At 71.5% G+C, this 24,345-nt stretch carries 20 protein-coding genes; 5 read left to right on the top strand and 15 right to left on the bottom strand.

The features are described 5' to 3' along the window. The first annotated feature begins 180 nt into the window (after positions 1–180). Positions 181–795, top strand: coding sequence for a TetR/AcrR family transcriptional regulator C-terminal ligand-binding domain-containing protein (locus tag OG331_RS11105; protein ID WP_406194551.1), 615 nt, complete (start codon positions 181–183; stop codon positions 793–795). Between the two features lie 158 nt (positions 796–953). Here the strand turns inward: OG331_RS11105 and OG331_RS11100 are convergent, their stop codons facing one another. The 4 genes from OG331_RS11100 to OG331_RS11085 all read right to left on the bottom strand — a co-directional run bounded on the left by OG331_RS11100 (position 954) and on the right by OG331_RS11085 (position 4,771). After that, positions 954–1,970 (bottom strand): DUF2510 domain-containing protein, encoded by a 1,017-nt coding sequence (locus tag OG331_RS11100; RefSeq protein WP_406194548.1) that lies wholly within the window; start codon positions 1,968–1,970, stop codon positions 954–956. A gap of 75 nt (positions 1,971–2,045) precedes the next feature. Beyond that, positions 2,046–3,200: an anhydro-N-acetylmuramic acid kinase gene (locus OG331_RS11095; RefSeq protein WP_406194546.1), complete on the bottom strand. Its 1,155-nt coding sequence runs from the start codon at positions 3,198–3,200 to the stop codon at positions 2,046–2,048. Positions 3,201–3,204: 4 nt separating this feature from the next. Beyond that, entirely contained in the window at positions 3,205–3,453 is a 249-nt protein-coding gene (locus OG331_RS11090) for a hypothetical protein (RefSeq protein ID WP_406194543.1), read from the bottom strand. Positions 3,454–3,457: 4 nt separating this feature from the next. Continuing rightward, positions 3,458–4,771 (bottom strand): MFS transporter, encoded by a 1,314-nt coding sequence (locus OG331_RS11085; RefSeq protein ID WP_406194541.1) that lies wholly within the window; start codon positions 4,769–4,771, stop codon positions 3,458–3,460. 206 nt (positions 4,772–4,977) lie between these two features. On the opposite strand from OG331_RS11085, the gene OG331_RS11080 reads away from it, so the two are divergent. After that, positions 4,978–7,653: an ATP-binding protein gene (locus OG331_RS11080; protein WP_406194538.1), complete on the top strand. Its 2,676-nt coding sequence runs from the start codon at positions 4,978–4,980 to the stop codon at positions 7,651–7,653. A gap of 13 nt (positions 7,654–7,666) precedes the next feature. Here the strand turns inward: OG331_RS11080 and pcaD are convergent, their stop codons facing one another. From pcaD to OG331_RS11045, 7 genes are read right to left on the bottom strand one after another with little or no spacing between them, the layout of a single operon-like run. Continuing rightward, positions 7,667–8,794 carry a 3-oxoadipate enol-lactonase gene (gene pcaD / locus OG331_RS11075; protein WP_406194536.1) on the bottom strand — a complete coding sequence of 376 codons (1,128 nt, stop codon included), beginning with the start codon at positions 8,792–8,794 and terminating at the stop codon, positions 7,667–7,669. Then, positions 8,791–10,086 carry a 3-carboxy-cis,cis-muconate cycloisomerase gene (pcaB, locus tag OG331_RS11070; protein WP_406194534.1) on the bottom strand — a complete coding sequence of 432 codons (1,296 nt, stop codon included), beginning with the start codon at positions 10,084–10,086 and terminating at the stop codon, positions 8,791–8,793. The genes pcaD and pcaB overlap by 4 nt, the downstream gene beginning before the upstream one ends. After that, positions 10,083–10,688, bottom strand: coding sequence for a protocatechuate 3,4-dioxygenase subunit alpha (pcaG, locus tag OG331_RS11065; protein WP_406194531.1), 606 nt, complete (start codon positions 10,686–10,688; stop codon positions 10,083–10,085). The genes pcaB and pcaG overlap by 4 nt, the downstream gene beginning before the upstream one ends. A gap of 6 nt (positions 10,689–10,694) precedes the next feature. Continuing rightward, a complete protein-coding gene (gene pcaH, locus OG331_RS11060) occupies positions 10,695–11,468 on the bottom strand; it encodes a protocatechuate 3,4-dioxygenase subunit beta (RefSeq protein ID WP_406194529.1) in 774 nt (257 codons plus the stop codon). A 17-nt stretch (positions 11,469–11,485) separates the two neighbouring features. After that, the gene (locus OG331_RS11055; protein WP_406194526.1) at positions 11,486–12,688 is read right to left on the bottom strand and encodes a thiolase family protein; all 1,203 of its coding nucleotides are present in this window, start codon (positions 12,686–12,688) and stop codon (positions 11,486–11,488) included. Continuing rightward, a complete protein-coding gene (locus tag OG331_RS11050; RefSeq protein ID WP_406194523.1) occupies positions 12,685–13,329 on the bottom strand; it encodes a CoA transferase subunit B in 645 nt (214 codons plus the stop codon). Before OG331_RS11050 ends, OG331_RS11055 begins: the two co-directional genes overlap by 4 nt. A 2-nt stretch (positions 13,330–13,331) precedes the next feature. After that, the gene (locus tag OG331_RS11045; protein ID WP_406194521.1) at positions 13,332–14,111 is read right to left on the bottom strand and encodes a CoA transferase subunit A; all 780 of its coding nucleotides are present in this window, start codon (positions 14,109–14,111) and stop codon (positions 13,332–13,334) included. A gap of 210 nt (positions 14,112–14,321) precedes the next feature. Here OG331_RS11045 and OG331_RS11040 point away from each other — a divergent pair, with 210 nt between their 5' ends. After that, positions 14,322–14,786, top strand: coding sequence for a MarR family winged helix-turn-helix transcriptional regulator (locus OG331_RS11040; protein WP_406194518.1), 465 nt, complete (start codon positions 14,322–14,324; stop codon positions 14,784–14,786). Positions 14,787–14,812: 26 nt separating this feature from the next. Here the strand turns inward: OG331_RS11040 and OG331_RS11035 are convergent, their stop codons facing one another. Then, positions 14,813–15,760, bottom strand: coding sequence for a DUF3048 domain-containing protein (locus OG331_RS11035; protein ID WP_406209927.1), 948 nt, complete (start codon positions 15,758–15,760; stop codon positions 14,813–14,815). A gap of 306 nt (positions 15,761–16,066) precedes the next feature. Here OG331_RS11035 and OG331_RS11030 point away from each other — a divergent pair, with 306 nt between their 5' ends. Next, entirely contained in the window at positions 16,067–17,257 is a 1,191-nt protein-coding gene (locus OG331_RS11030; protein ID WP_406194516.1) for a zinc-dependent alcohol dehydrogenase, read from the top strand. Positions 17,258–17,276: 19 nt separating this feature from the next. On the opposite strand, the gene OG331_RS11025 is transcribed toward OG331_RS11030, so the two are convergent. After that, positions 17,277–18,347, bottom strand: coding sequence for an ATP-dependent DNA ligase (locus OG331_RS11025; RefSeq protein WP_406194513.1), 1,071 nt, complete (start codon positions 18,345–18,347; stop codon positions 17,277–17,279). 75 nt (positions 18,348–18,422) lie between these two features. Between OG331_RS11025 and ligD the strand changes: the two genes are divergently transcribed. Further along, positions 18,423–19,475 (top strand): non-homologous end-joining DNA ligase, encoded by a 1,053-nt coding sequence (gene ligD / locus OG331_RS11020; protein ID WP_406194510.1) that lies wholly within the window; start codon positions 18,423–18,425, stop codon positions 19,473–19,475. A gap of 1 nt (position 19,476) precedes the next feature. On the opposite strand, the gene OG331_RS11015 is transcribed toward ligD, so the two are convergent. Further along, entirely contained in the window at positions 19,477–21,699 is a 2,223-nt protein-coding gene (locus OG331_RS11015) for an OmpL47-type beta-barrel domain-containing protein (RefSeq protein WP_406194508.1), read from the bottom strand. Then, complete coding sequence (locus OG331_RS11010) at positions 21,699–24,176, bottom strand: ThuA domain-containing protein (protein WP_406194505.1); 2,478 nt, start codon at positions 24,174–24,176, stop codon at positions 21,699–21,701. The genes OG331_RS11015 and OG331_RS11010 overlap by 1 nt, the downstream gene beginning before the upstream one ends. Positions 24,177–24,345 lie beyond the last annotated feature (169 nt).

Raw genomic sequence — 24,345 nt, 5'->3', positions numbered from 1 at the left:
AACTCATCGGTACGGCGACGTACCGATACGCCAATGTACCGAAACGCAGCTGTACCGATACGCCACTGTACCGATACGGGCACGTTCCGGTACAGTGGCGTATCGATAGACGTGCGACACACTGGAAGCGCGGCCTCCGTCACCCCACGGGGCCGCCCCACCGGAGCGAGGAGAAGAGCCATGACGTCGCAGGCCGCGAACGGACCGGAGACGGTCGCCGCCTCGCGCCGCTCCAAGATCACGCCAGAGCGTGAGCGGGAGTTCTTCGACGCCGTGCTCGAACAGATCCGCGCCTGCGGCTACGACGCCGTCACCATGGAGGGCGTCGCCGCCAGCACGCGGTGCAGCAAGTCCACGCTCTACCGGCAGTGGGGGACCAAGCCCCAGTTCGTGGCGGCGGCCCTGCGGTCCAGCCGGCTCACGCGCTTCGACGGCATCGACACCGGCACGCTCGCCGACGACCTGCGCGAGGCCGCGCGGGCCGCGGGGGCGTGGTCGGCCAAGGACACGCGACTGTTCCAGGCGCTCGGGCACGCGGTGATGGAGGACCCGGAACTCAAGTGCGCCCTGCGGGAGGCGCTCATCGACCCCGAGATCGAGGCGTTGCGGCAGATCCTGAGGCGTGGGGTCCAGCGCGGGGAGGTCGCCGCCGGCCATCCGGCGCTGGAGTACGTCCCCGCGCAGATCTTCGGCGTGCTGCGGGCGCGTCCCGTGCTGGAGGGCGAGGACGCCGACCCCGACTACCTCGTCCGTTTCGTGGAGGCCGCCGTGCTACCGGCACTCGGTCTCACCTGAGACTCAGGCCGCCGTCCACGGGATGACTGGACGGTGACCTGTTCGCGCCGCACCGTGGGGACGGGGGCGGCGCGCACCCCCCGGCCGGGTGGGGTTCCCCTTGAGCGGAGGGGCCGCCCCACCCGGCCGCCTTGTGTGCGGGGCGCGGTCGGGACGGCTCAGACGTCCTGGCCGTTGCCGCCGCCGGTGGACACCTTGATGCCCTTGGTGATCTCGTCGATCAGCGACTGCTTCTCACCGACGTCGACGCCGAAGCGGACCACGACCATCTGCTCCGCCCTCACGGGGGAGGGGAAGGCGAGCGACTCGACGTAGCCGTCGGTGCCCTTGCTCGTGATCGCCTTCCAGCGGACCAGGTAGCCCTTCTGCCCGGCCACGGTCACCGCCTTGGAGGCCAGCACCTCGTGCGAGGTGATCTTGCCGTAGCCCTTGCCGTAGGACTCCGTGGCGTTCGCCTCGATGTCCGCCTTAGCGACCTCCTCGGCCGTGTCGCCCTTGGTGCCGTGCGCGAGGGCGGGAGCGGAGTACGCGCCTCCCTTCTGGCAGCTCTGGGAGGTGTCGGCGGGGCACTTGTACGTGTCGTCCGAGGCGACGTTCGCGCCCCAGCCGCTCTCCTGTCCGTACCAGCCGTCCGGGATGGGGATGCTGATCCCGTTTATGGCGTCGGTCACCGAACCGCTGTCCACCTTCGGTGCCTCGGACTCGTCGGGTGCGGGCGACTCGCCGCCGGAACCGCCGTCGCCGCCGCCCGAACCGCCGTCGCCGCCGCCGGAGTCGCCGAAGGGGCCGCCCTGACCGCCGCCGGGCCCGCCCTGTCCGCCGGAGCCCTGCTGTGGGGAGTTGGCGCTGCTGCCGCCCGAGCCGTCGTCGGCGGTCAGCGCGTACACGCCGACACCGATGCTCGCGAGGACCACGGCGGCCACTCCCACGGCTATCCCGGTACGCAGCCGACGCCGCCCGCCCGACTCCAACTCGCCGGGATAGCCCGGATGTGCCGGATACGCCGGATAAGCGCCCTCGGCCGGCAACTGCTCCGGAGGACCCCATACGTCGGCCGACCCCGAGTGCCGGACCTGGTCCGTCCATGCCTTGCCGTCCCACCAGCGCTCGGTGGGCGGACCGTCACTTTGCCGGCCGGGGTCGGGGTACCAGCCGGGAGGAGTCACCTGCGTCATGAGCCCACCGTATGAGGTGTCGGTGAAAGCCGGATGAGAGGATCCGGCCCCGGCGTGCTCGGATTTCGGCCCGAATCACTCCAGGACCAGCCGAATCGGCTGCTCCTTCGCGGGTGGCGGAAGCCGCAGTCCGTCCCGGCCCGGGGTGATCGAGCCGAGCACGCGCGCGTGCCGGGCGCCGGTGGCGGACGGCACGGTGCCGGGCAGTCCGTGCGCGGTCAGGAATCCCAGCACGGCGAAGGCGTACGCCTCCTTCGCGGCCGACGGCAGCCCCAACTCGTCCGACGTGCGCAGCGACACCTCGGGGAGCCGCTGCCCGAGCATCCTCATCAGTACGGGGTTGCGCGTCCCGCCGCCCGAGGCGATCACCTCCGTCGCGCCCATCGCACGCACGGCGTCGGCGACCGTCCGTGCCGTGAGCATGGTCAGCGTGGCGACGACGTCCTCGGCGGGCAGGGTCCCGAACCCGGCCAGTGCGTCGCGCAGGTGGCCGAGGTGGAACAGCTCCTTGCCGGTCGTCTTGGGTGCGGGCAGCGCGTAGTACGGCTCCTCCAGCAACCGCAGCAGCAGCGGCTCATGGACGCTGCCGCGACCGGCCAGCGCCCCGTCCACGTCGTACGACAGCCGTCCGCCGCTGAACCCCCGTGCCGCGGCGTCGATCAGCGCGCAGCCAGGCCCGGTGTCGAAGGCGGTGCCGTCGGGCGCGGTGAGGTTGGCGATCCCGCCGACGTTGAGGGCGACTGGCGTGCCGGGCCGGCCGCGCAGCCACAGCAGGTCGACCAGGCTGACCAGCGGTGCGCCCTGTCCTCCCGCCGCGATGTCGCGGGGCCGGAAGTCGGCGACCACGGGCAGCCCGGTCGCCTCGGCGATCCACGCGGGCTGCCCGAGCTGCAGCGTGCCGTGCACCTGTCCGTCCTCGGCCCAGTGGTACACGGTCTGCCCGTGCGAGGCGACCAACTCGGCCCGCCCGCCGCACAGTTCACGATCCGCCCGCACCGCCGCCGCGGCGAAGGCCTGCCCGATCCGCGTATCCAGCCGACACACGTCCGCCATCGAGGCCACCCCCGGAGGCAGCACCTCCGCAAGAGCCTCCCGCAACGCCTCGTCATAGCCCTCGCTCACCAGCCCCCGCGCCTTGAGCACCAGGCTGTCGCCGACGAGGTTCAGGTCGGCGGCTGCGGCGTCGATGGCGTCGTGGGAGGTGCCCGACATGAGGCCGATCACCCGCATTCGATCAGCTCGCCTTCCGTTTCGGCTTCGGCGTCTTGGCCGGCGTGTGGTGTCCGCCGGGCGGGCCGTCGCACAGCTCGCGGTCTGCCCGGACAGCTGCCGCCGCGGGTGCGTGGCGCGACGCTTCGGCATGAGCCACGTTCATCAGCCCTCGCGCCTTGAGCACCAGGCTGTCGCCGACGAGGTTCAGGTCGGCGGCTGCGGCGTCGATGGCGTCGTGGGAGGTGCCCGACATGAGGCCGATCACCCGCATTCGATCAGCTCGCCTTCCTGTTCGGTTCCTTGACCGGGGCCTCCGGCTCTTGGGTCCGCGCCTTCGGCCCCGCGGTCAGCGCGAGGACACTCACCGCGCAGGTCGCGGCAGCGTAGTACGCCGGGATGTCCACGTTGCCGGTGCGTTCGATCGTCTCCGTGATGATGAGCCCGGCGCAGCCCGAGAACACCGCATTGGACAGGGCGTAGGCGAGTCCCAGCCCCGTGTAGCGCACGTTGGTCGGGAACAGCTCCGCGAGCATGGCCGGGCCGGGGCCCGCCATCAGCCCCACCACGGCACCTGCGCCGCACACCGCCGCGCCCTTCACGGTGAGGGAAACGCCGGGGTCCTGCAGAAGGTTGAGCAGCGGCACCGCGAGGACCACCACCAGCACTGCCCCCGTCAGCATCACCGGCCGCCGCCCGTACCGGTCGCTGAGCCACCCCGCCGGCACGATCGTCGCCGCGAAACCGAGGTTGGCCAGCACCGTGGCGATCAGTGCCTGCTGGAAGGTCGCGTCCAGCGTGGACTGCAGGTACGACGGCAGTACGACCAGGAACGTGTACCCGGCCGCGGCCCACCCCATGATCCGCCCGGCGCCCAGCGCGATCGCCCCCGCGACCTCACGCCCCGGCGGCCGCTCGGCCTCCCGCTCCTCCCGGAACGCCGGCGTCTCGTCCAGCCGCAGCCGCAGCCACAGCGCACCCAGCCCCAGCGGCAACGTCAGCAGGAACGGCAACCGCCAGCCCCAGTCGCCCAGTTGGCCCTCGGTCAGCACAGTGGCCAGCAGCGCCGCCACCCCCGCGCCGCCCAACAGCCCCAGCGCCACCGTGAACGACTGCCACGACCCGTACAGACCGCGCCGCCCGGGTGGCGCGAATTCGGTCATCACCGAGACCGCGCCCCCGAACTCCCCGCCCGCGGACAGCCCTTGCAGCACCCTCAGAAACGTCAGCAGCCACGGGGCGAGGGCGCCGACGGTGTCGTACGTCGGAAGCGCGCCGATCAGCGTCGTCGCCCCGGTCATCAGTGTGATCACCAGGATCAGCACCGGACGCCGCCCGATCCGGTCGCCGAGCCGCCCGAACAGGGCCGCTCCGACCGGCCGGAAGAAGAACGCCAGCGCGAACGACGCATACGTCCGCACCAGAGCCTCGACCTCGCTGCCGCCCTCCGGCGTGAAGAAGCGCGCCGCGATGATCGTCGCGAAGTACCCGTAGACCCCGAACTCGTACCACTCGATGAAGTTGCCCACCGAACCCGCGACAAGCGCCTTGCGGGACCGGACCGTGCCTCGGTCGGAAGAAGTCAGCGTCATGTCCGCGCCTTCGAACGTCGTTGGAGAGGCCTATTTTTGACTGACAGTCAGTTTTCATGGCGCAGGTCGCGGGCCCCTCGCGTCGCCCGTCCGCACCACCTGTCACCCTTCACGGCAACAGGTGCCCGGACCCGCCTCCACTTAGGCAATCGGACGGCTACGCTCGAGGTCGGTACGTCGTTCGGGCGACTTGGGGAGGGAGCGGGATGACGGAGGTACGGCCCACACAGGCCGCCTCGGCCTCCCTGTGGGAGCGCGACGAGGAACTCGCCGCCTTCGAGGGGGCGCTCGACACCCTGTGCGCAGAGAAGTCCTCGTCGGGCAGCCTCCTGGTGCTCCGGGGCGAGGCGGGACTCGGCAAAACCGCGCTGCTGGCCGAAACACGCCGTATCGCCGAGGCCCGCGGCTGCACGGTGTGGTCCGCCCGCGGCAGCGAGACCCTGCGCTCCGTCCCCTTCAACGTCGTACGGCAGCTGATGCAGCCCGCCCTGCTGTCGCTGATGCCGGAGGAGGCGCGCGAGTACCTCGGCGACTGGTACGACATCGCCGGACCCGCCCTCGGCATCACGGACCCCGGCGAGCGGCAGGCAGACCCGCAGGGCGTGTGCGACGGCCTGGTGGCCGCCGTACGCCGGCTGGCCCGGCGCGACTGGCCGCTGGTGCTGCTGATCGACGACGCCCACTGGGCCGACCAGGAGACCCTGCGCTGGCTCGCCGCCTTCGCCGAACGCCTCGGCGAACAGAACGTCCTGGTCGTGGTGGCCCGCCGCCCCGGCGAGGTCAGCGGCGACAGCGCCCGCCACCTCGACGCGGTCGCCGCCGCGGGCAGCTCCGTCGCCACTCTGAGCGCCCTGACCCCGGACGCGACCGCCGGCCTCACCCGCGCCACCCTCGGCCCGCACGCCGACGCCCCGTTCTGCCGCGAGGTCTGGGCGGTCACCGGCGGCAACCCGTACGAGACCGTCGAACTCCTCGCCAAGGTGCAGGACAGCGAGTTCGAGCCGACCGAGGCCGCGGCCGCCGAGCTGCGCGCCCTGAACCGCGCGGCACGCGGCGGCGGCCTCGTCGCACGCCTGGAGACACTCGGCATCGAAGCCACCCGCTTCGCCTGGGCGGCCGCCATCCTCGGCACCGGCATCTCCGTCGACCTGGTGGCCGAGCTCGCCACCATGAGCCTCGACGACGCCGTGCGCTGCGCCGCCCTCCTGCGCACCGCCCGCATCCTCACCGAGCCCGACCCGGCGGGTGCCCAACCGGGCGACGGGGAGCTGGAGTTCGTCCACCCCCTCATCGCCTCCGCCGTCTACAACTCCATACCCGACGCCCTGCGCACCGCGATGCACGGCATCGCCGCCCGCGTCGTCACCGACAACGGCCGCGGCGCCGCGGTCGCCGCCCGCCACCTCCTCGAGGTCCACCCGGACAGCGACGAGGAACTCGTCGAGCAGCTGCGCGAGGCCGCCCGCGAACACCTCGCCGTCGGCGCCCCCGACGCGGCCCGCCGCTGTCTGGAGCGGGCCCTGCTGGAACCGCCCCTGCCCGAGGTCCACGCGCGCGTGCTCCACGAACTGGGCGGCGCCACCCTCCTCACCGCGCCCGCCACCACCATCGACCACCTCCAGACCGCCTTGGCCATGCCCGGTCTCGACGGCGACGAACGCGTCGACGCCGTCTACCGCCTCTCCCAGGCCCTGCTCCACAACGACCAGCTGGAGGAGGCCGTCCGCACCGTCGAGGCGGAAGCCGCCCGGCACCGGGCCGGCCCCGCCCGACTGCGGCTGCAGGCGGTGCAGTTCATGTGGGAGGGCATCCACGCCGGCGAGGAGGCCTACCCGGGGCGCTCGACGCGTCTCGCCGAACTCGCCGCCACCTGCACCGGTCGCGACAACTCCGAGCGTGCCCTGCTCATCCTGCGGGGCTTCGACGCCATGGTCCGCGGTGAGAACGCCGAGGAGGTCGCCGAACTGTGCGACCGCGCCCTCGTCAACGGCCGCCTCGCCCCCGGACTCGGCTGGACCGACCCGGAGTGGGGCATCGAGCTGCTGATGATGCTGGCCAACTCCTACGCCTTCACCGACCGCCTCGACCGTGCGGAGTCCCTCTACAACGAGGCCCTGCGCGCGTACGAGTCCGCCGGCTGGAGCGGCGGCCACCTCGCCCTGGCCCACGCCTACGTCGGCGTCGGGCACCGCAGGCGCGGCCGGCTCCGCGAGGCAGAGGCGTCACTGCGCAAGTCGCTGGCACTCGCCGAGCGCGTCGGCCGTCGCCTGCCCCTGTACTGGTCGGCGACCTGCAACCTCGTCGACACGCTGCTCGCCCGCGGCCATGTCCAGGAGGCCTGGGAGCTCGCCGAGGATCACGGCTTCGCCCCGCCCTACCCGACCACCATCGTGCTGCCGGACCCGCGCTCGGTCCGCGGCCGTCTGCTCCTGGCCGTCGGCCGTACCAAGGACGGCATCAACGAACTGGAGGCCGCGGAGAAGGCGGCTGCCGTGCGCAGCCACAACAACCCGGTCCTGGTGCCCTGGGCCGTCGACCTGGCCCGTGCCCTCGCCAACGAGGACCCGGAGCGCGCCGCCCGGCTGGCCACCGACGTCCGCCGGCACGCCGAGCGCCTCGGCACCGACACCGCCATCGGCGAGGCCCTGCGTTGCGCCGCCGCCCTGGAGACCGGCCAGCGCGCGGTACGCCTGGCCGAACAGGCCGTCACCTATCTGGAGGCCTCGCCCTGCCAGTACGAACACGCCGCCGCCCGGGTCGAGTACGGCATCGCCGCGCGCTCGTCGGCGGAGCTTCGGCGCGGGCTGACGCTGGCACGGTCGTGCGGCGCGGACGGACTGGTGCTCCAGGCGGAGGCGGCGCTGGCCGCGGGAGTGGTGTGAGGCGGCTCAGAGGTCAGGCGTCCGGCTCCGCCTCCTCGGCCAGCACCCGCTGGGCCGCCGCGAACGCCGAGTTCGCCGCCGGAACACCGCAGTACACGGCCGTCTGCAGCAGTACGGCCCCGATCTCCTCCGGCGTCAGCCCGTTGCGCCGGGCCGCCCGGACATGCATGGCCAGCTCGTCGTAGTGGCCGTGCGCGACCAGTGCCGTGAGGGTGATCATGCTGCGCTCGCGGCGGCTGAGCGTCGGGTCGGTCCAGATCTCGCCCCAGGCGTAGCGCGAGATGAAGTCCTGGAAGCGGGCGGTGAACGGCGTCTGCCGGGCCTGCGCACGGTCGACGTGCGCGTCCCCGAGCACCTCGCGCCGTACCTCCATGCCTCGCCCGGCACCGCCCCCGAAGTGCGCCCGCAGCGCTGTCAGCACTGCCTCGGGGCATTGCGCGGGTGCCAGATGCGAGGCCCCCGGGAGCTCCACGAGCGTGGCACCGGGCACGGCGTCCGCGATCTCCCTCAGATGCGCGGGCGGAGTCGCGGGGTCCGCGCGGCCGGCGATCAGCAGCGTGGGGGAGGAGATCTCGGGCAGCCGGTCGCGCAGGTCGAACGCGGCGAGCGCATCACAGCAGGCGGCGTACGCACCCGGGTCGGCGTCCCGGTGGTCCTGCACCAGCTCCGGCACGGTGAACCCGGGTGTGAACCAGCGGTCGTTCGCGCCCTCGGCGAGCCCCGCCAGCCCCTCGCGCCGCACCAGCGCGGCCCGCTCCTCCCACGGCCTGGAGCCGTTGAAGTGGGCCGACGAACAGATCACGGCCAGCGAGGAGACCCGTTCGGGATGGTGCACGGCCAGGTGCAGCCCGACCGCACCCCCGAGCGACACCCCCGCGTACGCGAACCGTTCGACACCGAGCGAGTCGGCGAGCGCGAGCACCAGGCCGGCGAGGTCACCGACCGTCGCGCCCGCGCCGATGAGGTCGGCCGCCGAACCCCCGTGCCCCGGCAGATCCCAGCGGACCACCCGATGACCGATCGACAGCTCGGGCGCGACCTTGTCCCACAGGGCGTACGAGGTGCCGAGCGAGGGTCCCAGCAGCAGCGGGGGAGCGGAAGCGGGCCCTTCGGCACGGTGATTGAGGAGTTTCTCGGTCAACGTCGCTCCAGAGCACGGTCGGTGAGGGCTCCGGCGGAGCCGGTGTAGTGGGTGGGATCGAGGTCGACGTCCGTCAGCTCCGGCGCCTGGTCGAGCGGGCGGCCCTCGGACGCCAGCCGGGTGAGGAGTTCCTTGGCGCGGGCCCGCCCCAGCACGGGGGCGAGCTCGGCGGACAGCCGCTCCGAGATGATCAACCCGTGGGTGAGATCCAGGTGTTCGCGCATGACATCGGCTTCGACCCGCAGTCCCTCGGTCAGCTCGACGGCATCCCGGGCGGCCCCGCCGACCAGCCGCAGCAGGTCCCTGAGCGGTTCCCACTCGGCGTGCCAGGCCCCGGCCGGCCGCTCGTCCTCCGCCGCCAGCGAGCCGTACAGCGTGGCCGCGAGCTGAGGCGCCCGCCGTGCTGCGGAGGCGATGAGGGTGGACCGTACGGGATTCGACTTGTGCGGCATGGCGGACGAGCCCCCGCCACTGCCCTCCGCCACCTCGGCGATCTCGGTGCGGGAGAGGGTGAGGACGTCCGCGGCGAGCTTGCCGAGCGCCCCCGCCGTGAAGGCGAGGCACCCGGCGAGATCGGCGACGGGCGTGCGCAGGGTGTGCCAGGGCAGGTCGGGTGCCCGCAGGCCGAGCTCGCGGGCGTACGCCGCCGGCAGCGCCGTCGGATCGCTCGCGCCGTACGCCCCGAAGGCCGCCAACGTCCCGGCGGCGCCGCCGAGTTGCGCCGGCAGCGAGTTCCGTACGGCAGTCACCCGGTCCCGTGCGTCCAGCACCAGCGACCGCCATCCGGCCGCCTTGAGCCCGAACGTCGTCGGTACGGCGTGCTGGGTGAGGGTCCGCCCGGGCATCGCGGTGTCGCGGTGCTCGGCGGCCAGCCGGGCCAGGGCCTGCTGGGTGCGGTCGAGGTCGGCCGGCACCAGGTCCAGGGTGCGTGCCGCGACCAGCATCGTCGCCGTGTCCAGGATGTCCTGGCTGGTGGCACCCCGGTGGACGTACGGGCCGTACTCCTCGCCGACCGCCTCGGTCAGGTCGGCGACCAGCGGGATGACCGGGTTGCCGCCCCTGCGGGCACGCTCGGCGAGGGACCGTACGTCGAAGCGGGCCGCCTCGGCCGCCTCCGTGACCGCTCGCGCCGCCTCGGCCGGGGCCGTCCCCAGCGCGGCCTGAGCCCGCGTCAGCGCGGCCTCGGCGTCCAACAGCGCCTGGAGATAGGCGCTGTCACCGGTCGCGGAGGCCGCGGGGGAGCCTGTCCACCCGGGCGCGAGCAGGCCGGTGTCGGGATCGGGAGAAGTCACTGGTACTCCAGGAAGACCGTCTCGCCTTCGCCCTGAAGGCGGATGTCGAAACGGTATGTCCCATCACGCTGCTCCCGTGCGATCAGCGTGTCGCGCCGCTCCTCCGGTACCCGGGAGAGCAACGGGTCGGTGGCGAGAGCCGCAGCGTCGCCCGGCAGATAGATCCGGGTGTACAGGTGCACCAGCAGGCCGCGCGCGAAGACGCACACGCTGAGGTACGGGGCGCTCCGCCCGCGCGTGCCCGGCCTCAAGGTCCGCGCGGTCCAGTGGCCGCCTGCGTCGGTCTGGATGCGTCCCCAGCCGGTGAACTCCACGCCGTTGCGGCCCAGATACCCGCCGCTCGCCGGGTCGCGCCGGATCGAGCCGTCGACCTGCGGGATGTTCCCGTCCGGGTCGGCGCCCCACAGCTCCACGAAGGCGTCCGGCAGCGGATTGCCCTCGCCGTCGGTGATGTGGCCCTGGAGGACGATCGTGTCCGGGTGGCCGATCGGGGCGATGTCGCCGCCGCCGGGGAAGGGCAGGGCGTGGCCGTAGAAGGGGCCGACGGTGTGCGACGGGGTCGGGAGCACGGTCTCGGGACGGCTCGTGTCGATCTTCGTCATGGCAGGTCAGCGTCCCTCTTCGATCCAGGTGGCGTTCGGTCCGTCGAGGACGATGTCCCAGTGGTAGCCCATCGAGAACTCCGGCACCGACAGGCCGTGGTCGTACGTGGCGACCAGCCGTTGCCGGGCCGCGTCGTCCGTCACCGACTGGATGATCGGGTCGTACGGGAACAGCGGGTCGCTCGGGAAGTACATCTGCGTCACCAGCCGCTGCGTGAACGCCGTGCCGAACAGCGAGAAGTGGATGTGGGCCGGCCGCCAGGCGTTGACGTGCTGGCGCCACGGGTACGGGCCCGGCTGGACGGTGGTGAAGCGGTAGAAGCCGCTGTCGTCGGTCAGGGTGCGGCCGACGCCCGTGAAGTTCGGGTCCAGCGGGGCGTCGTGCTGCTCGCGCTGGTGGGCGTAGCGGCCGGCCGAGTTGGCCTGCCAGATCTCGATGAGCTGGCCGCGGATCGGACGGCCGTCGCGGTCGAGGAGCCGGCCCTCGACGGTGATGCGCTCGCCGATCGGCGCACCCGTGTGCTGCCGGGTCAGGTCGTTGTCGATCTCGGTGATGTCCCGCTCGCCGAAGGCGGGGGAGTGCAGCTCCACCAGCTCCGGGTCCTGGCTGACGTCGATCGTGACCGGCGGCTGCTTCGGGTGGCGCAGGACGGAGGAGCGGTAGGGGGTGTAGTCGCGGCGCGGGTGGTGCTCGACGGGGGCTCCGTCGGCGATCCGCTTCTCGTACGCGGCATGCTCGGCCGCGATCTCCCGGTCGATGTCGTGCTGGGTGAGAGTCATGGGGATCCTGCGTTTCGTCAACGTTCGAGGACTAGGGCGAGGCCTTGGCCGACGCCGATGCAGAGGGTGGCGACGCCGACTCCACTGCCCTTGCGGGCGAGCTGGTGGGCGATGGTGCCGGCGAGGCGGGCGCCGGACGCGCCGAGCGGATGGCCGAGGGCGATGGCGCCGCCCTGCGGGTTGAGGATCGCCGGGTCGAAGTCGGGCCACTCGGCGACACAGCCCAGCACCTGGGCGGCGAAGGCCTCGTTCAGCTCCAGCACGGACAGGTCGCCGAATCCCCTGCCCGCCTTGGCGAGCGCGCGGTTGACGGCCTCGACGGGGGCGAGCCCGAAGTAGTCCGGGTCCAGGGCGTTGACGCCGGTCGCGGAGATCCGCGCGAGCGGCTCACGGCCGGTGGCCCTCAGGCCGTCCTCGTCGACGAGGAGCAGCGCGGCGGCGCCGTCGTTCAGCGGGGAGGCGTTGCCCGCGGTGACGGTCCCGTCGGAGGTGCGGAAGGACGGCTTGAGCTTGGCCATCGCCGCCAGGGACGCATCCGGCCGTACGCATTCGTCGGCGCCGAAGACGACCGGGTCGCCCTTGCGCTGCGGGATGCTCACCGGCGCGAGCTCGGCGTCGAAGAGGCCCTCGGACTGCGCCCGGGCAGCCTTGTGATGGCTGTGCAGGGCGAACTCGTCCTGCTGCTCCCGGCTGATCTTGTGCTTCTCGGCGATCAGCTCGGCCGACTCGCCCAGCGGGATCGTCCACTGCGGCGCCATCCCCGGGTTGACCATGCGCCAGCCCAGGGTGGTCGAGAACAGCTCGGTGTGGGCGGCCGGGAAGGGCTTGTCGGACTTGGGCAGCACGTACGGCGCCCGGGTCATCGACTCCACACCGCCGGCCACCACGATCGAGGCGTCCCCGACCGCGATGGCGCGGGCCGCCTGGACGACCGCTTCGAGGCCCGACGCGCACAGCCGGTTGACCGTCACGCCGGGCACGGAGGTGGGCAGGCCGGCCAGGAGTGCGGCCATGCGGCCGACGTTGCGGTTCTCCTCTCCGGCGCCGTTGGCGTTGCCGAAGTACACGTCCTCGATCCGGGACGGGTCCAAGTCGGGTGTACGGCCCATGAGTTCACGGATGGCGTGGGCGGCCAGGTCGTCCGGGCGGACGGATGCGAGGGCGCCGTTGTAGCGGCCGATCGGAGTGCGGACCGCGTCGACGAGGTAGACGGTGTTCACAGCAGACTCTCCGCGACGGTGAGTTTTGCGTCGGTGCCGGCGATGATCTCGTCGACGGTGACACCCGGCGCGGTCTCGACGAGCAGGAGACCGTCCGGTGTCACGTCGAGCACGCCGAGGTCGGTGATGATCCGGTTCACGCAGCCCTTGCCCGTGAGCGGCAGGGCGCACTCGGCGAGGATCTTGGGGCTGCCGTCCTTGGCGGTGTGGGTCATCACCACGATGACGGTGCGGGCCCCGTGCACGAGGTCCATCGCACCGCCGATCCCGGTGATCATCTTGCCGGGGATCGCCCAGTTCGCCAGGTCACCGGTGGCGGAGACCTGCATGGCGCCGAGCACGGCGACATCTATGTGCCCGCCGCGGATCATCGAGAACGACAGTGCCGAGTCGAAGAAGGAGGCGCCCGGCAGGACCGTGACGGTCTCCTTGCCCGCGTTGATCAGGTCCGGGTCGACCTGGTCCTCCCTCGGGTAGGGGCCGGTGCCCAGGATGCCGTTCTCGGACTCGAGGATCACCTCGACGCCGGGTGGCAGATAGTTCGGGATCAGGGTCGGCAGTCCGATGCCGAGGTTGACGTACTGGCCGTCCTGAAGCTCGCGAGCGGCCCGAGCGGCCATCTCTTCCCGCGTCCACGCCATGGCTAGCTCACCGTCCCGTCTGTCGGGGGCGCGGAAACCGTGCGCCGTTCGATCTGCTTGTCGGCCGCCTGCTCAGGGGTGAGCGCCACGACCCGCTGGACGAAGATGCCCGGCAGATGCACCGCGTCCGGATCGATCTCGCCCGGCTCCACGATTTCCTCCACCTCGGCGATCGTCACCCGCCCGGCCATCGCGGCCAGCGGGTTGAAGTTCCGGGAGGACTTGTTGAACACCAGGTTCCCGTGCCGGTCGCCCTTCCACGCCCGCACCAGCGCGAAGTCGGTGCGGATTCCGCGCTCCAGGACGTACTCGGTGCCGTCGAACTCCCGCACCTCCTTCGGCGGCGAGGCGAGCGTGACCCCGCCGGAGCCGTCGTAGCGCCAGGGCAGCCCGCCGTCGGCGACCTGCGTGCCCACCCCGGCGGGTGTGTAGAACGCGGGGATCCCGGCCCCGCCGGCCCGCAGCCGCTCGGCCAGCGTGCCCTGCGGGATCATCTCGACCTCCAGCTCGCCGCCCAGGTACTGGCGGGCGAACTCCTTGTTCGCGCCGATGTACGAGCCGGTCACCCGGGCGATCCGGCCCGCCGACAGCAGCACGGCAAGACCCGACTCCATCGCCCCGCAGTTGTTGGAGACCACCGACAGGCCGCCCACCCCGCGCTCGTACAGCGCCTGGATCAGCACGTTCGGCACACCGCTCAGTCCGAAGCCACCCACCGCGAGCGACGCGCCGTCACCCACATCGGCCACCGCCCCCAGGGCCGTGGCGACCACCTTGTCCATCCGAGAAGCCCCATCTCTTCCGAGCGCTCAGCACCCTATTTAGTCAGCGCACTGAGTATTTCTGCGAGGTTGCTTCTCACGCTGCCACCGGAGTGGGGAGTCGTCAAGAGCTCGGCAAATGCGAACGTCATGGGGTTGGCGGCCCGAGGACAGTCGAGTGAAGGTCCGGTATTGTTCAGTGCACCGACGATTACGACCAGGGGAGCGCGCATGGCCGCCGTGGACCTCACCACCCACCCCGGGCATCTGGCCCGGCGGCTCCAGCAGGCGCACTACCTGCTCTGGAACACCATGGTCTCCGAGGAGATCACCTCGCCCCAGTTCGCCGTCCTCAACACGCTCGTCGCCGAGCCGGGCCTGGACCAGCGGACGGTGGGGGAGCGGGTCGGGCTCGACCGGTCCACGATCGCCGAGGTGATCAGCCGGCTCGGCCGCCGCGGGCTGCTCGACAAGGTCCGCGACCCCAAGGACGGCCGGCGCTTCCTGCTGCGCCTCACCGACGAGGGGGTGCGCACGCACAAGAAGCTGACCGTGCGCACGGCCCGGATGAACCAGGTCTTCCTGGCCCCGCTCTCCGCCGACGAGCAGGCACTCTTCTTCGACCTGATCCGGCGCGTCGCGGACGCGGCCGAGGGGCTCCGCAATCCGGCGGAACCCCTCGTCGCACACCCCTGATCCCGCACCTGCGCACCCTCGGACGCTCAGGGCGCCTTCGCGAACACCACCCACACCTGGCCGTCCCGGAAGGTCATCGGCTTGCCGGCGCCGGTCGTGAACGTCGTGCCGTCCGTGGCCTTGGGACGCTTCCAGTTGACGTCGTAGGCGCGCCCGTCGCGCAGCACCCGCGCCTTGCCCGAGCCGACCGTCTCGGTGTACGGCGTGTAGTGGCCGAGCGTGTCGTGGAAGTCGGACTTGCGCACCTTCACGTACTGCACGACGACCGTGGCCGCCGCCACCCGCTTGCCGTCCGACGTCGTGGCGGCCTTGCCGTCCATGGCGACCAGCCAGCGGTTCTGGCTCCCGGACCAGGTGAACGTGTACGTGGCCAGCGTGTAGCGCACCGTCTGCGAGGCCGTGGCCTTGCCGCCCGCCGGGGCGGCGCCGAAGCGGAAGCCGGTCGTCAGGGCGTCCTTGCCCGGCGCGGCGGGCATCAGCCGCTGGGGCTGCAGGAAGAGGTTGTGCGGCGCGGGCCGGCCCTTGCCGCGGAAGTACGCGCCGTCCGCCTTCTCGGGCGGCGCCGCATGCACGGGGGCCTTGTCGATCAGCGGCATGAGCTTGCCCTGCGCCCCGGAGAAGGCGAGCGTCGGCTTGTTGAACTGGGCCAGCAGCTCCAGGTCGGACTCGCGTGCGCTGCGCACCGGCCCTACGGCCTTCGGCAGCTTCGTCGCGTACACACCCATCAGGCGGCTCAGCCCGCCCTCGACCGGCTCGACGTACACGATGTCCGCGGCGTTCAGGCCCGTATGGGGCCGGGCGGCGCGGGCGTTGTCGATCTTCACGGCGAGTACCGAGGGGCTCTTCGCCCGGCTCTCGCCCTCGCTCGGCGTCGACGCATGCGGCCGTCCGCGGCCGTCGTCGCCCGGTCCGCCGGACGTCGTGCACGCCGACGCCAGCGAAGCTGCCATCGCGGCGGCCAGCAGCCCCGCCATCGTCGTGGCGCGTCTGGAGCGCGCCCCTCGTTGTCTGCCCACCGTTGCCACCCGCACCCACCCGCCCAGCCTGTGTGTCATCAATAGTGCGCTTATCTGTTCATAGGTGACATACCCGATCAGCTGGGACTGCCCGCACCAATCCGCCGATCGGCCCTGGCGCGGCCAGCCGGTCGGCGTACACCGCGCACAGCCGGCTCGCGGACGGGGCACCGGCCCGCCCGAACGGTTCGGCGGGGGAGCGCAGGGGTACCCGGCCGACACCGTACGAGCGAACGCGCACATGTGACGGAGGGAGCGCGGGCGATGAGGGCAGTGACCTGGCAGGGCAAGCGGGACGTGCGCGTGGAGAACGTGCCCGATCCGACCATCCAGGAGCCGACGGACGCGGTCATCCGCATCACGTCCACCGGGCTGTGCGGCTCCGACCTGCACCTGTACGAGGTGCTCACGCCGTTCATGACGCCGGGCGACATCCTCGGCCACGAACCGATGGGCATCGTCGAGGAGGTCGGCGCCGGGGTGCCGGACCTACAGGCGGGGGACCGGGTCGTGGTGCCGTTCCAGATCGCCTGCGGCAACTGCTGGATGTGCCTGACCGGCCTGCCGACCCAGTGCGAGACCACCCAGGTCACCGCGGAAGGCATGGGCGCCGCCCTGTTCGGCTACACCCGTCTGTACGGCGCTGTGCCGGGCGCCCAGGCCGAGTATCTGCGCGTCCCGCAGGCGCAGTTCGGTCCGATCAAGGTCCCGGAGGGGCCGCCGGACGACCGGTTCGTCTACCTCTCCGACGTACTGCCCACCGCCTGGCAGGCGGTCCGCTACGCCGAGGTCCCGAAGGGCGGCACCGTCGCCGTGCTCGGCCTCGGCCCCATCGGCGACATGGCGTGCCGGGTCGCCCAGGTCCAGGGCGCCGAGCGGGTGTTCGGCGTGGACCTGGTGCCCGAGCGGCTGCGCAGGGCACGCGAGCGCGGAGTCGAGACCTTCGACCTCAGGAGCTTCCACGACGAGAAGGAGCTCGTCGCCGCCATCCGCGACGAGACCGACGGCCGTGGCCCCGACGCCGTCATCGACGCGGTCGGCACCGAGGCCCACGGCAGCGCCGCCGCCCGGCTGGCCCAGCAGGCCTCCGCGATGCTGCCCCGCAAGCTGAGCGGCCCGCTCGCCGAACGCTTCAGCGTCGACCGGCTCGCCGCCCTCTACACGGCCATCGACCTGGTGCGGCGCGGCGGCACCATCTCCCTGTCCGGCGTGTACGGCGGCACCGCGGACCCGATACCGCTGCTCACCCTGTTCGACAAGCAGGTCCAGATCCGGATGGGCCAGGCCAACGTGCGCCGCTGGAGCGACGACATCCTGCCGTACCTGACGGACGAGGACCCGCTCGGCGTCGACGACTTCGCCACCCACCGCGTGCCACTGAGCGAGGCCCCGCACGCGTACGAGATGTTCCAGCGCAAGCAGGACGGCACGGTGAAGGTGCTGATGCAGCCGTGATTCCGGCTCGCGCCGCTCGTCAGGCCTGCGGCGTGAAGATCTCCGCCAGGTCGTAGCTCACCGGCTCCTCCAGCTGCGCGTACGTACAGCTCTCGGGCGTGCGGTCCGGGCGCCAGCGGCGGAAGCGGGCCGTGTGCCGGAAGCGGACCCCGTTCTCCATGTGGTCGTACGCCACCTCGGCCACCCAATCGGGCCGGAGCGGCACCCAGGACAGATCCTTCTTGCCCGACCAGCGGCTCGGCGCGCCCGGCAGCCGCGCCGACTCGTGGGCCGCCTCGTCGGCCCAGGCCGCCCAGGGATGCCCCGTGGCATCCGCCATGCGCAGCGGCTCCAGCTCCTCGACCAGCTCGGCGCGCCGCTTCATGGAGAACGCGGCCGACACGCCCACGTGCTGGAGGGCGCCCTGGTCGTTGTGGAGGCCGAGCAGGAGGGAGCCCACGACCGGGCCGCTCTTGTGGAGGCGGTAGCCCGCGACGACGACGTCCGCCGTCCGCTCGTGCTTGATCTTGAACATGGCCCGTTCGTTCTGGAGATAGCGCAGCGTGAGGGGCTTCGCGATGACCCCGTCCAGGCCGGCCCCCTCGTACTGCTCGAACCACCCCTGGGCCGTGTCGACGTCGGTCGTCGCCGGCGCCACATGCACCGGCGCCGTCACCCCGGACAACGCCATCGTGAGCATCGCCCGCCGGTCCGCGAGCGGCACCTCGAGCAGCGACTGGTCCGCCAGCGCCAGCAGGTCGAAGGCGACGAACGACGCCGGTGTCCGCTCGGCCAACGTCCGCACCCGGGAGTCGGCCGGGTGGATGCGCTCGGTGAGCGCGTCGAAGTCCAGCCGCCCCTCCCGCGCGATGACGATCTCCCCGTCCAGCACGCACCGCTGAGGCAGCCGCTCCTTCAGCGCCGCCACCAGCTCGGGAAAGTACCTGGTCAGCGGCTTGCCGGTGCGGCTGCCGAGCTCCACCTCGTCCCGGTCGCGGAACACGATCGCCCGGAAACCGTCCCACTTCGCCTCGTACTGCATGCCCGGCGGGATCTTCGCCACCGACTTGGCGAGCATCGGCTTCACGGGCGGCATCACCGGCAGGTCCATGGGGACGATTCTGCTCGCATCCGGCTGCCGCCGCCCGGTGTGCGCGGCATGCGCGGTGCGCCTACCGTGTCTCGCATGGGCGAAGCGGTGGAACTGGAAGCGGGCGGCCGGACCGTGCGCCTGTCCAACCCGGGCAAGATCTTCTTCCCGGAGCGCGGCTTCACCAAGCTGGACCTCGCCCGCTACTACATCGCGGTCGGCCCCGGCATCCTGCGCGCCCTGCGCAACCGGCCCACCACCCTGGAGCGCTACCCGGACGGGGTGACCGGCGAGTGGTTCTACCAGAAGCGGGCGCCCAAAAGCATGCCCGACTGGATCCCCACCGCCCACATCTCCTTCCCCAGCGGCCGCAGCGCCGACGAGATGTGCCCCACCGAGGAGGCCGCGGTCCTGTGGGCCGCCCAGTACGGCACGCTCACCTTCCACCCCTGGCCGGTCCGCAGAGACGACGTCGACAGCCCCGACGAACTGCGCATCGACCTCGACCCGCAGCCCGGCACCGACTTCGACGACGCCGCCCGCGCCGCCCATGAACTACGCGCCGTACTCGACGAGTTCGGCGGCCTGCGCGGCTGGCCCAAGACCTCCGGCGGGCGCGGCCTGCACGTCTTCGTGCCCATCGAGCCGCGCTGGACCTTCACCCAGGTCCGGCGGGCCGCCATCGCGGTCGGGCGGGAGATGGAGCGCCGGATGCCGGAGCACGTGACGATCAAGTGGTGGAAGGAGGAGCGGGGCGAGCGCATCTTCATCGACTACAACCAGACCGCCCGCGACCGCACGATCGCCTCCGCCTATTCCGTACGGCCCCGCCCGCACGCCCCGGTCTCGGCGCCCCTGCACTGGGAGGAGGTCGGCGAGGTGCACCCCCAGGACTTCGACCTCGTGACCATGCCCGCGCGCTTCGCCGAACTCGGCGACGTGCACGCGGACATGGACGACCACCGCTTCTCGCTGGACGCGCTGCTGGAGCTGGCCAACAAGGACGAACACGACCACGGACTCGGCGATCTGCCGTACCCGCCCGAGTATCCGAAGATGCCGGGGGAACCGAAGCGGGTGCAGCCGAGCCGGGCGAAGAAAGAGGCGCCCCCGTCGGAGGCGCCTCCCTCGGAGCCCACGGCTCCTTGATCTACAGCTCCTTGATCCGGATGTCCCGGTACGAGACCACATCCGTGGTGCCGTGCACCTGGAGCCCGATGTAACCGGAGGCGAACCTGCGTCCGTCCGTGCCCGGGTCGTCCGAGCGCGGCGGGACGAAGTCCTGGCCGCCGGTGTTGTCGAACTCGTTGATCAGCACGCCGTTGCGGTAGACCGAGTAGTGCTGGTCGACCACGCGGATCTCGTAGTCGTTCCACGTGCCCTTCTGGGTGACGCCGGCACCGGCGAGCCCCACCCGGTCGAAGCCGTAGATCGAACCGGTCTTGTACATGTCGCCGTCGGGCCGGTCGAGCACCTGCACCTCGTGCCCGTACTTGATGGCGACCCACTCCGGCCGCGGCTCCTCGGAGTGGTCGTGGACCCACGGGAAGCGGACGAACACACCGGAGTTGGCGTTGCCGGTGCCCGGAGCGTCGTCGCGCCACTGGAGCTTGAGCGAGAAGTCGCCGTACTTCCGCTCGGGGAACCACAGCATGCCCAGGCCGTCCTTGCTGGTGCCGCTCGTGATCGAACCGTCGGCGTTCTGCGCGAACGAACCGCCGCCCACCTGCTGCCACTTGGCGAATGACCCCGCGCTGCCGTCGAGGATCGTGCGGTAGCCCTCGGTCTGGCCGGGCTTGCCGATCCCGGACTGGCGGGCCGCCTTGCGGACGGCGTTGTACTCGCGCTGGTCGACGACCCCCTCCTTGAGGAGCTTGTCCAGGACCGTCGTCACGTGCTTGAGGAACAGCGCGTGGGACGACCACTCCTTCTCGTCCTCGATCAACTCGTTGATCCGGCACCGGCTGTTGGTGAGCCGGTTCGGCACACCCGAGTCGACCGTGCCGACGATCACCGTCAACCGCTCGTCGAACTCCGGGCAGTTGGGGGCGGGGACCTGGCCGGCCACCACGGTGAAGGTCACCGTGCGGGCGGTGGAGGTGTTACCCGCCTTGTCCGTCGCCCGGTAGCCGAGCGTGTGCGTGCCCGCGCGGTCGACGACCACCGGCGCCCCGTACGCGAGGTACGGCCCGCCGTCGATCGAGTACTCGATCCGGTCGACACCCGACCCGTGGTGCTCGTCGGTCGCCGTGACGGTCACCTTGGCGTTGCCGATGTACGCCCCGTCGGAGTTCTTCGTCCCCTCGACGGTCACACCCGTCACCGGCGCGGTCGTGTCCGGCTGGGGCGCCGCCACGACCGTGAACTGCACACTCTTCTCCGCGGCGACGTTCCCCGCCTTGTCGGTGGCCCGGTAGCGCACGGTATGAGCGCCGACCTCGTGCACCATCACGGGCGCGGCGTACGGCTGCCACGCGCCGTCGCCGATCGCGTACTCGATGGTGTTGACGCCGGAACCGGTGTCGGAGGCCGTGACGGTGACGGTCGCCATGTCGATGTACGTGCCGTCGGGGTTCTGCTCACCGCTGACGGTCGCCGACGTCTCCGGTGCCGTCGTGTCGTCGGTCGGCGGCGGGACGACCGTGAACGCGGCGCTCTTCTCCGCCGAGACGTTCCCCGCCTTGTCGAAGGCCCGGTAGCGGATCTTGTGGTCGCCGACCTGGTCGACGACGACCGGGGCGGTGTACGGCTGCCAGGCGCCCGCGTCGCCGACCGCGTACTCGGTGCGGTCGAGCCCGGAGCCGCCCTCCTCGTCGGTGGCGTGGACGGCCACGCTCGCCGAACCGACGTACTGCCCCTGCGCGTTCTGCGTCCCGCTGACGTGCGCCGACGCCTGCGGTGCGGTCGTGTCCTCGCCGCTGCCCTCGGTCACCACGAGGATGCCCTGCATCTGCCCGTGGCCGGGGATCGTGCAGTAGTAGCGGTAGCGGCCGGGGGTGAGCGTGACCTCGGCGGTGTGCTTGCCGCCCTGGTCGTCGTTCGGGTTGGCGAGGATGTTGAGCTGGACGTCGTTGTTGAACTCGGGGTCGGACGTGTCGAACGTCAACGTGTGCGGCATCCCGGTGGTGTTGCCGGTCGCCGTGCTGTTCTCGAAGACGATCGTCGTCGTGCCGGCGACCGCCGTCGCGGGCGCCGACGCGTACTTCGTGATGTCGTCGCCGGCCGTCCAGGTGAGCGTCTGGGCCGCGGCAGCGTTCGCGGACGGGGACTCGGACCGCCCGACGGCCGGGACGGACTGCAGCCCCAGCATCACCAGCAGCACGGCCAACAGGGCCGCCCGGACTCTTCGCCGGGGTGGACTGCTTCGCATCATCACTGGGCTCCCCTCGCCAGCTGGTCGGCGGCCGGAGTCGCAGCGCCGCCCGTGTAAGTGACCCTCCACAGCGCCGACTTGGCGTCCGAGGTGAAGAAGCCGCGGCCGTAGTCGAGCACGTACAGCACGCCGTCCGGGCCGAACTTCCAGTCCATGAGGTTCTTGATGCCGTCGTTGCCGATCGGCACGATCTTCTTCAGCGACTCCGAGTGAATCGGCAGACCGCCGTCACCGTGTGTCTTCGGGTCGGTGATCACCGCGTTGCGCGGCTGGTCGGCGTCGTAGAAGTCGCCGACGAACCACTTGCCGTCCCAGTAGGCCGGCCACTTGGTGGCACCCGCACCCGCCGCGTCGTACCGGTAGACCGGCCCGTTCATCGCGGCCTGCCCGCCGCCCTTGAGCCACGGCAGCGAGTAGGTGGCCTCCTCCTGCTTGTACGACGGGACGCCGTTCGCGTCACGCGGGAAGTCCGGCGCGCCGCCCTGGGGCGAGTACCAGATGTTGTTGCCGGTGACCGGCGGGAGGTTGACGAGGCCGTCGTTGTTCGGCGACTCGTTCTTCGGGTGGTCGCAGTCGTACCAGCCCAGCGGCTTCGTCGGGTCGGGCAGATTGCGGTCACGGTAGGGCTGCTTGTTGCCCATGCAGTACGGCCAGCCGCGGTTGCTCGCCTTGGTGATGACCGCGAAGGTGTCGTACTTCGCCGGACCCCAGGTCGTCGAGGGCGCACCCGCGTCGGGGCCGACCCAGCCCGCGTACAGGACGTCCGTCTGCTTGTCGACGGAGATGCGAGCGGGGTTCCTGACACCCATCACGTAGATCTCGCCGCGCGTCTTGCCGCCGCCCTCGTCGCTCTCCCGGCCCGTGAACAGGTTGCCCTCCGGCAGCGTGTACGTGCCGTCCGGCTCCGGGTGGATGCGCAGGATCTTGCCGTTGAGGTTGTTGGTGTTGCCGGCGGTGCGGCGCGCGTCGGCGAAGGACACGCCCTTGTAGTTGGGCTCGGGGTTGTTGCCCGAGTAACCGCCGCTGAAGCCACTGGAGTTGTTGTCGCCGGTCGCGATGTACAGGTTGCCCTTGGAGTCCCAGGCCATCCCGCCGCCCGAGTGGCAGCAACTGTGCACCTGTACCGGCCACTTGAGCAGGACCTTCTCACTGCCCAGGTCCAGCTTGTTGCCGGCCGGGTCGAGCGTGAAGCGGGAGACGCGCCGCTCGGCCATCCTCGTGTCGCGGTTCAGCCGGGAGTGCGGGGTGTAGTGCAGATACACCCAGCCGTTGTCCTCGAAGCGGGGATCGAGCTCGATGCCGAGAAGCCCTTCCTCGACCTTGATCAGCTCATCGCCGCCGCCCTTGTTGCCGAACACCGTGAGCGCCCCGGCCAGGGTGACCTTCTTGGTCTTCGGGTCGTAGACGTGGATCTCGCCCTTGCCCTTGCCGATCTCCGGGTTGTTCCAGTCGGTGACGACCGGCTGGGAGGAGTCGGCGCCGCCCCGGCCGATGTAGAGCACGCGGCCGTCGGGCGCGGTGACCAGGCCGTGCGGCTCGCCGATCTGGTCGTTCTGGCCGGGCTGGTTGGGCTGGGTGAGCCGCTCGGCCTTGTAGTTGCCCGTGATCGTGGCCTTGCAGTCGGCCTGCGTGAGCCGGGTGGTCCACAGCAGGGCGCCGCGCAGATGGGTACGGAAGTCGGTCTCGTCGTACGACGACGCCGTGCCGCCCATACCCGTGTAGAAGGAGCGGCCGCCGTCGTAGTCGCGACACCAACTCACCGGGTGGTCCCAGCCGTTGGCGCCGGTGCCCGGCTGGTACGTCGACTCCCGGACCCGGGCGACCGTGTGCACCTCGCCCGACGGGTTCTTCGCCCAGTTCAGCCACTTGTCCGGCCGCTTCCACTGCACCGGCAGTTCCTTGGTGGCCGGGTGCTGCCGGTCACCGACCTCAACGACGGCCCGCTGCACGTTCGTCGGGCCGCCGGCAGCCGGGCGGGCGCCGACGAGGCCGGTGAACCAGTCCGAGTACGGCTCGGCGCGGGCCGCGTCATGGACGCCGACGAAACCGCCGCCCGCCTCCATGTAGGCCTCCAGACCCGCCTCCTGCTCCGGGTCCAGGACGTCGCCGCCTCCGGTGAGGAACACGATCGTGTTGAAGCGGCCCAACTTCGTCTCATTGGTGAAGACCGAGGCGTCGTTCGTGGCCTCGGTCTTGAAACGCCGGCCGGCCGGGCCCGACAGGCCGATCTTCTCGATCGCCCCGATACCGGCGTTCACCACGGGCGACTCTTCGCCGCCGGCCGCGGACCCATAGAAGATGAGCACTCGTACATTCGCGCCGCCTGGTGGCGACTTGATGGACATCGTTGTCAGGGGCGGCTCCGGGGCCGGGCGTGCGTCGGCTGCCGGAGCGGACATCAGTCCGGCGGCGACGATCCCGGCGGTCACAGTGGCCACCCAGGTATGTCTTGTCGTGCTCAACCCTCGCAAGTGCATGGGGACCTCCACGGTCACAGCAACAGCGACAAGGAAGCTAGACCCCTTTGAACGACTCGCCAATACCTACGGCCGTACTGGGGCCAACTTTGTCCTGAGTGTGGATAAACGAGGGATCGACCGGTACCGTCTCAGCGGTTCATCCCCGTAAATTCCGTAACGCCGTGGG

The organism is Streptomyces sp. NBC_01017 (assembly GCF_045162795.1).
In the GTDB taxonomy this organism is placed as follows: domain Bacteria; phylum Actinomycetota; class Actinomycetes; order Streptomycetales; family Streptomycetaceae; genus Streptomyces; species Streptomyces machairae.
This window is presented reverse-complemented; position numbering and strand designations above follow the sequence as displayed.